The organism is Paenibacillus piscarius (assembly GCF_022234545.1).
Taxonomy (GTDB): domain Bacteria; phylum Bacillota; class Bacilli; order Paenibacillales; family Paenibacillaceae; genus Paenibacillus_AQ; species Paenibacillus_AQ piscarius.
Window position 1 is genome coordinate 210,093 of the sequence record NZ_JAIEUI010000012.1, and the last position, 7,093, is coordinate 217,185.

The 7,093-nt window shown below is 57.2% G+C and carries 5 protein-coding genes; 4 read left to right on the plus strand and 1 reads right to left on the minus strand.

Annotation, left to right across the window (positions count from 1 at the left end; genetic code table 11):
- Positions 1-40: 40 nt before the first annotated feature.
- The 4 genes from K1558_RS19590 to K1558_RS19605 all read left to right on the plus strand — a co-directional run bounded on the left by K1558_RS19590 (position 41) and on the right by K1558_RS19605 (position 6,110).
- Positions 41-2,185: a hydantoinase/oxoprolinase family protein gene (locus K1558_RS19590; protein WP_238653336.1), complete on the plus strand. Its 2,145-nt coding sequence runs from the start codon at positions 41-43 to the stop codon at positions 2,183-2,185.
- 12 nt (positions 2,186-2,197) lie between these two features.
- Positions 2,198-2,869: a hypothetical protein gene (locus tag K1558_RS19595; RefSeq protein ID WP_238653337.1), complete on the plus strand. Its 672-nt coding sequence runs from the start codon at positions 2,198-2,200 to the stop codon at positions 2,867-2,869.
- Positions 2,870-2,988: 119 nt separating this feature from the next.
- Positions 2,989-4,797: a sensor histidine kinase gene (locus K1558_RS19600; RefSeq protein ID WP_238653338.1), complete on the plus strand. Its 1,809-nt coding sequence runs from the start codon at positions 2,989-2,991 to the stop codon at positions 4,795-4,797.
- Complete coding sequence (locus K1558_RS19605; RefSeq protein ID WP_238653339.1) at positions 4,794-6,110, plus strand: ABC transporter substrate-binding protein; 1,317 nt, start codon at positions 4,794-4,796, stop codon at positions 6,108-6,110. The genes K1558_RS19600 and K1558_RS19605 overlap by 4 nt, the downstream gene beginning before the upstream one ends.
- Before the next feature lie 268 nt (positions 6,111-6,378).
- Here the strand turns inward: K1558_RS19605 and K1558_RS19610 are convergent, their stop codons facing one another.
- A complete protein-coding gene (locus K1558_RS19610; protein WP_238653340.1) occupies positions 6,379-6,969 on the minus strand; it encodes an endonuclease domain-containing protein in 591 nt (196 codons plus the stop codon).
- Positions 6,970-7,093 lie beyond the last annotated feature (124 nt).

The window sequence follows — 7,093 nt, forward strand, 5'->3', positions numbered from 1 at the left end:
GAGCCTGTAGACATAAGCTTCACGGAGAGGAGAACCTGCTATGAGCAATAAACAAATCAGAATCGGCATCGATGTCGGAGGAACCTTCACGGATGCCGTGGCGATTGACAATGAGACCTTTGAGGTGCTCTCCAAGGTCAAAATGCCCACCACCCACCACGATGAACGCGGAGTAGCCAGCGGGATTGTCCAGATTATTCAGCGGATTATGAGCGAGAACGGCATCCTTCCCGGCGATATCAAGTTCATCGCCCACGGTACGACCCAGGCCACCAATGCCCTGCTCGAAGGGGACGTTGCCCGTGTCGGCATCGTAGGGATGGGGACAGGAATGGATGCCCGCAGTGCCCGCTCGGAGACGAATGTGGCGGATATCGAATTGGCGGCGGGTAAATACCTGACCACATACCACAAGTTCATTGACTCCAAAGAACTTACAGCAGCAGCGATAGACGAGGTAATTGATCAGTTGCTGGCCCAGGGGGCGGAGGTCATCGTCGCCTCGGAGGCCTACAGCGTTGATGATCCGGCCAATGAGCTGAGAGTGATGGAGGCAGCGCGCAGCCGGGGAGTGTATGCTACCGGCGGACATGAGATCTCCCAGCTCTACGGGCTGAAGACCCGGACCCGCACAGCGGTCGTCAATGCGAGCCTGATTCCCAAAATGATGGAGACCGCCAACATGACCGAGCAGGCAGTTAAGGAGGCGGGGATTACCTCCCAGCTGATGATTATGCGCTGCGACGGCGGGGTCATGAGCATCGATGAGGTGCGCAAGCGCCCAATCCTGACCATGCTGTCAGGGCTGGCGGCCGGAGTGGCCGGCGCCCTGATGTATGAGAAGATCTCGGACGGTATTTTCTTCGAGGTCGGAGGCACGAGTGTAGATATTTCCGTGATCAAGAACGGTAAAGTCATGATCGAGAATGCCCAGGTAGGCGGACACAAGACCTATTTGCGCTCACTGGATGTGCGGACCCTGGCGGTTGCCGGGGGCAGCATGATCCAGATCGGCGGAGGCAAGATTACGGATGTCGGCCCGCGCAGCGCGCACATCGCCGGTCTGGAATACGAATGCTTCACCGGCAAGGAGAATCTGGAGCAGCCGTCTATCGGCCTTGTCCGTCCGCGCGAAGGTGACCCCGATTATGTTACGGTCCGCAGCGCCGGAGGCCAGGAATATGCGCTGACCCTGGCGGGAGCGGCGAATCTGCTGAACCATGTGCCGGAGACGGATTATGCGCGCGGGAATATGGAGAGCACGCGGATCGCCTGGCAGGCGCTGGGGGCCCATCTCGGGATGTCTGCGGAGGAGGCGGCCCGGGCCGCGATGGATATTGCTATCCGCAAGGTGATGGCGGTGGTGAACCAGATGATCAGCGATTATGAGCTGGACACGGGCTTCATTACACTGGTGGGCGGCGGTGGCAGCGGGGCTGTTCTGGTTCCGGCGATGGCGGAGAAGGAGGGCTTCAAGCATCAGATTGCGAACAACGCGCCGTATATCTCCACGATTGGCGTCGGGATGGCGATGGTCCGCGAGCAGATCGAGAAGACGGTAGTGGGTGCCACCGAGCATGACATCAAGCTGATCCGGGCCGAGATTATGGAGAAAATCGTCCAGTCCGGGGCGAACGAAGCCACCGTCGATGTCACGATCGAGATCGATTCCCAGCGGAATATTCTGCGCGCGATTGCTACCGGCTCCACCGAGCTGCGCTCCAAGGATCTGGCCAGCCGCGAGGTGCCGGTGAATGAGCTGATGCTGACGGCAGCGGATGCGCTGGGCCAGCCGGCGGACAAGACGGAGCTGAAGGCCGCCTCCGGCAGATGGTATCTGTTCGAGTCCAGCGAGATCAGGAAGTCGCTGTTCGGGCTGGTGAAGAAGAAGCTGAGCCATGTCAGCGTGCTGGACCGCGAGGGAGTGGTGCGCTTCAAGAAGACGAATGCGTATCATCTGGCTTTTCAGAAGAAGAATATGACGGACCGGTTCGCCGCGTTCCTGGAGGAGAATACGATCTATTCGGACGCCAATGCGACGATCCCGAAGACGTTTGTCTTCTATAAGGAAAAAATGCTGGATCTGACCGGGATGCAGACCAAGGAGCAGCTGTTCTCCATTCTTGAGGTGGAGACCCAGCTGCTTGAGGACAACAGCGAGCTGCTCGCTGTCGTCTACCAGTAGGAGGTGTACAGGATGATGAAGACAGCTGAACATACGCTGCCCGGAGACGATGTGCTGGGGTACGCCGAGCTGAAGAACGACCTGCTGTTTCACCGGATACCCCACAGCAAACGAAGATATTATGTGGAACAGCCGCTTGCGATCGGCAGGGAGCAGGCGCTGGCCTTCAAGGCCCGTTACGGCACCGATGTCGGGGCCATCTGCCGCGACCGCGGCATCCGCATTGATCTGAATCCGCGGAAGGGCACCATCGGGCAGATCCGCTTCCGCGCCCAGATTGAGCTGTCCGCCAAGGAGCGTGTCATCACGCTGTATCAGTCATCCATGGAGGAGCTGCGGCAATCTGCCGGTGCACTGCTTCCGGGCCGCTCCTTCAGCCTGAAGGAGGTCACAGACATTCATCTGGCCCATGAGCTGTTCCACGACCTGGAGTTCACGGAGCTGGGGTACACCAACAAGCGGCTGGAGGATATCAGCAGCCTCTCTCTGGGTCCGCTGCGCATCCGCGCCAGTGTGACCCGAACCTCGGAGATCGCCGCCCATGCCTTCAGCCGCTATCTGCTGGATCTGCCCTGCCTGCCGAATCTGCTGGATTATGCTTATATGATTCACAGCGGTACGCTGAGCGCTGCTGATTTCTGGAGACAGACGGAGATATGGGCGGAAGAGCTGGAGCATAGCTGAACGGCAGGCGCTGAGCGGCTGCCCTTCCGCTGGTAAATACTCATGGCGAAGCGGCTCTGACTTCATCCGCAAATTATGCTATGTTGGTGTAGGAACCAGAGTCAGGGAGGCTGCTTCGCATGCTGTTCAGAAAAGGGTCGAATCCAAAATCACGTTATGTGCCGCTGCGCACCAAATTTATTGTGTTATTTTTTCTGCTGATCACGATACCGTTTCTGATCATCGGTACGATCAGCTACCGGAAATACACCGCCGGTGTCGAACGCAGCACGGTGGAGCTGTCCAATCAGGTGGTGAACCAGATTAATATTAATCTGGAGCGCTATATTAAGGAGCTGGACCGCCTCACCCTTACGCCGCTGTACGATGAGGATATGATGCAGATTCTCCGTAAGCATAGGGGCGCAGGCCCGGCCGGCACTTATCTGAGCACGGATGAGACGCTGAAGATGAACCTGTTCATCTCTTCGCTGGCTTTTGACCGGGGGGAGATTGAGAGCATTCTGGTGTTCACTAATGACGGCGGAATCTTCAGCAATCTGGACCAGAGTGTACGGAAGCGGTGGGACGTCAGCATGGCGGACTGGATGGAACCTGTAGAACGGGAGGACGGGGGGCTGACCATCCTTCCGCCGCATACCGCTGCTTATTATACTGAGGGGAAGCAGGGAATGATCTCCGCAGCCAGGGTAATCCGTGAGCCGTATACGAATGCCAAGCTGGGAATTGTAAAAGTAGATCTGACGCCGCGGGGCTTCGGTTCGATTGTATCCACGCTGCGTTCCGGCGGAAGCGGCCTGCTCCAGATTACGGACAAGAATCAGGCGGTCCTGTACTCTGAAGCAGACAAGCTTCCCGATTTGCAGGAATCCTATATTACAGCTTCGGCGGAATCTTCGTATACGGGACTGAAGGTGACCTCGATGATTCCGCGCACGCAGCTCCGCGAGGACGCCCGTGAGTTAACCAGCTCTACGCTGATAGTCTCCATTGTGGCCCTGGCGGCGGCGTATGCGGCGGCGATCCTGCTGTCGAACCGTCTGATTAAGCCAATTGCCCATCTTCAGTCGAAGATGAGGCAGGTGAAGCGGGGGCTGTTCCTCGAACGGGCAACGGTGACCACCAGCGATGAAATCGGGCAGCTGACCGAAGGGTTCAATACGATGATCGGCGAGATCGACCGGCTGGTCAAAGAGGTGTATGAGACCCGGCTGAAGGAGCGGGAGGCCGAGCTGCTGGCGCTGCAGAGCCAGATTCATCCGCACTTTCTGTACAATACACTGGAGATGGTGAATATGCTGGCTCTTCAGGGCAATACCCGGGAGCTCTCCGGCGTGGTGACCAGTCTCGGCAAGCTGCTGCGTTACACGGTCGGCCACCGGGAGCAGATGGTGTATGTGCTGGATGAGGTGAGATTTGTGGAGGCTTACCTGCGCATTCAGGGCATGCGTCTGGGCGACAAGCTGCAGGCCGTGATTCATATCGATTCTTCCTTCGATTACTGTGTGGTTCCGAAGCTGATTCTGCAGCCGCTGATCGAGAATGTTATTGAACATGCCATGGGGCAGGAGCCGCTGCATCTTGTCCTGACCGCTTCTGTAGACGAAGAGGATCTGGTCCTGTCGGTCAAGGATGACGGGCTTGGCATCAGCGGCACACGGCTGCAGGAGCTTGAACAACAGCTGTATGGCAGTCATTCCCGGCCTGCTGCTGTGGATGCTGACCAGCGGGGCTTTGGCCGGGTGGAAAAGGGGCTGGCGCTGCGCAATGTCCATCAGCGGCTCCGGCTGCTCTACGGGGAGCCTTACGGCCTGACACTGGATAATACGGCAGAGCGCGGCGTAACGGTCTCGCTGCGGTTGCCGATGAACTGGGAAGCGATGAACGATGCCGGCCCCGCCGGGGGGCGGCAGGAGGAGGAAGAATGATACGGACAAGGCTGTTAGGCCTTATGGCAGCGCTGTTATTGATCTCAGGCTGCACGTCTGGTGCAGGAAGCGGAGCGGCTGACGGGACAGACGGCAGCGGAAGTGCAGGCCAGGAGAAGACTGCTGTGCAGGAGCGTGTGAAGCTGAAGTTCAGTCTCTGGGGCAACGATGCGCAGAAAGCGATGGTGGAGGGGCTGGTAAATGAATTCGAGCAGCTTCACCCGGGGGTAGACGTGGAGATTATGACGATTCCTTTCGCCGATTATCAGCAGAAGCTGTCGATTATGCTGGCCTCGCGTACCGCGCCGGATGCGGGGTGGCTGGCGGAACGGATGATTCCCCAGCTGCTGGAATCCGGCCAGCTGGTGGATATTGCTGCAGAGGTGAAGGGGGACCCGAATTATCATTATGCGGATATCTATCCTTCTACGCTCGACATCTTCAAGCGGGAGGACCGGCTGTATGGCATTCCTTTCTCCACACCTCCGGTGCTGATCTATTACAATAAAGACCTGTTTTTGGAAAAAGGCCTGAAGACGCCAACGGAGCTGTATAAGGAAGGGAAATGGAACTACGATGAATTTCTTAAGGCAGCGCGGAGTCTCACCGATCCGCAGCGCGGCATCTACGGCGTGAAGCTGGTCCGTGACTGGAACAACTGGTCGGATGCGCTGCTGCCGCTGTTCTGGTCACACGGCGCCGAGCTGTTTGACAGCAGCGGTATATCGTTTGCGCTGAACACTCCCGCAGGGAGAGAGGCGCTCCAGCTCTACAGTGACATGATGTTCAAGGACAAGGTGCATCCGCTGCCCGGGGATGAGCTGACCTTCGACAGCGGCCGGGTCGGGATGTACACGGACCGTTACAGCTATACCTCGAAGGCCCGTGCAGTCACCGATTTTGCCTGGGATATCGCTCCGATGCCGGCAGGCATTAACGGGACAGGAACGTCGCTTGGCTATGCGGGAGTGTCCGTATTCGAGACCAGGCATCCGGCAGAAGCTGCGGAGCTGCTGAAGTTCATCACCAGCGCGGAGGCTATGCGCGTTACCGCGCAATATTTTGTCCCGTCGCGCAAGTCGGTGCTGGAATCCGACGTCTTCCTGCGGGCGGCCTCCAAGCCTTCACCCGAGAGCATCCAGCTGGCTGTGCTCGACCAGATCGCGAGTGCCCGGATTGCACCGGGGCACAAAAACTGGCAGCAGATTGATACGAAGATCCAGATGCTGCTGGACGGGCTATACACCCAAAGCTCCACTGTGGACGGGGTGCTCGGACAAATGGAGCTGGAGGTTAATCCGCTTATGGAATAAGCGGGGGTCCAATGGAATTACACTCCCGCAAAAACAAGGAAATCCTGCACATAATGCAACATTCCCCCCGGTATAAGGGTCTGAAACCGGGAAATGTTGCACAAAAGGCAGGATTCTTTCCATTTTAACCGTCTGTGTGAGATGAATGTTGCAATTTATGCAGGAATTTCCCTCACCGCCCAATTTCCAACTGCCTAAGTTGCATAGATTGCAACATTGCGGGTTGCCTGATTACGGGTTCCCTGCCTGAGCTGCTCCAGCAACATGGCTATACCCCCAAATCAGGTAATCCCTGCACAGGCTCATAGTAGCAAACATACGCATTATTCACTACCGGGCGCAGCAGTCCTTTACCAACCAGCTCCTGCAGCTGTTTGCGGGCCGTCCGGAAGCTAACATTGTACTGAAGCATAACATCTTTGGGCCGCAGCCCCTTCGTTTGAGCCAAGGCGAGTCTAACCATCTCTTTCTCCAGCGGCGTAAGAGTGGGCCCGGACGGACTCCGCAGCATTGCCGGAGCAATAACCATCTGCAGCAGCATACGGCAAATGTCGGGGCGGTTCTTCACATCATCGAAGGAGAAATGAATGATCCTCCAGCCCAGTCCGCTCAGGTAAGTGTCCCTGTTCAGCGAATAGCTGAACCGCTCCCGGTCCATATCCTTCACATGGCTCTGATAGCCGTCGCACTCCAGGCCGAACTTCCCGTACGAAGGGAGAAAAGCAAAATCAAGGAACTGGGATTTACGGTTCCAGTCGTAGACCTCATATTCCGGATGCAGGTCATCCAGGTTGCCAAAGAGCGGCCACCAGACATTTTGTAACAGCAGCTTCTCCGCATACTGGTGCCCGCGTGACAACCGGCCTCTGCGCTCCCCTGTCCGTACCGATAAGTGACGTTCCAGCAGCAGCTGATGCAGGCCTGTTGATTAGCCAAAAAAAGGTAGCAAAAAGGCCGCTCATTCGGTAAAGTGTTTGTACCCC

What these genes read in the sequence shown, in the direction of transcription:
- K1558_RS19590 (WP_238653336.1), top strand. Translation starts at nt 41, where the DNA reads ATGAGCAATAAACAAATCAGAATCGGCATCGATGTCGGAGGAACCTTC.
- K1558_RS19595 (WP_238653337.1), top strand. Translation starts at nt 2,198, where the DNA reads ATGATGAAGACAGCTGAACATACGCTGCCCGGAGACGATGTGCTGGGG.
- K1558_RS19600 (WP_238653338.1), top strand. Translation starts at nt 2,989, where the DNA reads ATGCTGTTCAGAAAAGGGTCGAATCCAAAATCACGTTATGTGCCGCTG.
- K1558_RS19605 (WP_238653339.1), top strand. Translation starts at nt 4,794, where the DNA reads ATGATACGGACAAGGCTGTTAGGCCTTATGGCAGCGCTGTTATTGATC.